Raw genomic sequence first — 1,136 nt, 5'->3', positions numbered from 1 at the left:
TCGTTTATTTTTTCTGTCATCTATTCTGTTTGTTCAAATGTCTAGTCCTGAAATATGGCTACAGGTTAAAAATTGATTTACGCTGTTTTTAAACCTGCCTTGCCGGCAGGCAGGTATACCATATTTGGTGTTTTATAATCTAAAGATACGTGTAATCTTATTTGGTTGTAAAGATTAATTGCACTTTTTGTTGCTCTTTTGGCGTGTTGTACGCTATCAAAGGTTTGGTCGAGATAGAATTCGTCTTTCAAGATGCCGTTAACACGTTCCGCAATAGCATTTTCGTAGCAATGATTTTCTTCTGTCATACTAATTTTGATGTTGTTTCTCTTTAAAATTTGCGTGTATAGATTGCTACAATACTGTATTCCTCTGTCCGAGTGGTGTATAAGGTTCTGAGTGTTTTTAGCTTTATATAAAGCCTTTTTAAGCGCTCTGACACAACCGCTAAGTTCCAGGCTATCACTAAGGTCATAGCCAATGATTTTCCTTGAATACATGTCGGTTATGAGCGCCAAGTAACAAAATCCTTTTACAGTTCTGATGTATGTAATATCAGATACCCAAACCTGATTGGGTCTATTAACAAGTACATCTTTAATGATGTTTTTATGTTTATAGAACCTATGCAAAGAATTGGTAGTTCTGTAGCTGGGTTTCTTTCTGGTTATAAGCATATTGTGTTTTCTAAGGATATTAAACAAAGTATCTCTTCCGACTTTGAGATTGGCCTTGTTAAATTCATCATCCAATGATAATTTAAGTTTACGCACACCTTCTCTGGGAAGAGATCTGCGTCTTTTGTGGACTATTTGAATGACCTGTTGTTCAAGTTTTAAACGTTTGTCATCTCTATATTTATACTTATAGTATGCATCACGTTTAAGCCCGAAAGCCATACAGATAGTGGTTAAAGACGCAGATCCATTAGCATTGTCTTTAGTCTTACTTAACGCTCTATATTTAGCTTTTTTTTTAGTTCTGCAACAGATTTGTAGCCAAGATCTTCAGCGGCAACTTCCAGGTATGAATCTTGAATCATAGCATCTAAGTCTTTCTTTAACAACAATTTTTTTAGTTGTTCAATCTCTTTTTGAAGTTCTTTAATACGTGTTATTTCATCTTTGGTTTTCACG

2 protein-coding genes are annotated in these 1,136 nt (G+C 34.8%); both read right to left on the bottom strand.

Annotated features, from left to right (window positions below; translation table 11 throughout):
- Positions 1 to 77: 77 nt before the first annotated feature.
- Positions 78 to 992 (bottom strand): IS3 family transposase, encoded by a 915-nt coding sequence (locus H4O21_RS28005; protein WP_262708623.1) that lies wholly within the window; start codon positions 990 to 992, stop codon positions 78 to 80.
- The coding region (locus tag H4O21_RS28000; RefSeq protein WP_220495838.1) for a hypothetical protein at positions 950 to 1,136 on the bottom strand (187 nt) is incomplete at its 5' end. The genes H4O21_RS28005 and H4O21_RS28000, both read right to left, overlap by 43 nt.

It is taken from the genome of Oceanospirillum sediminis (genome assembly GCF_014164585.1).
Lineage (GTDB): Bacteria > Pseudomonadota > Gammaproteobacteria > Pseudomonadales > Halomonadaceae > Oceanospirillum > Oceanospirillum sediminis.
This window is presented reverse-complemented; position numbering and strand designations above follow the sequence as displayed.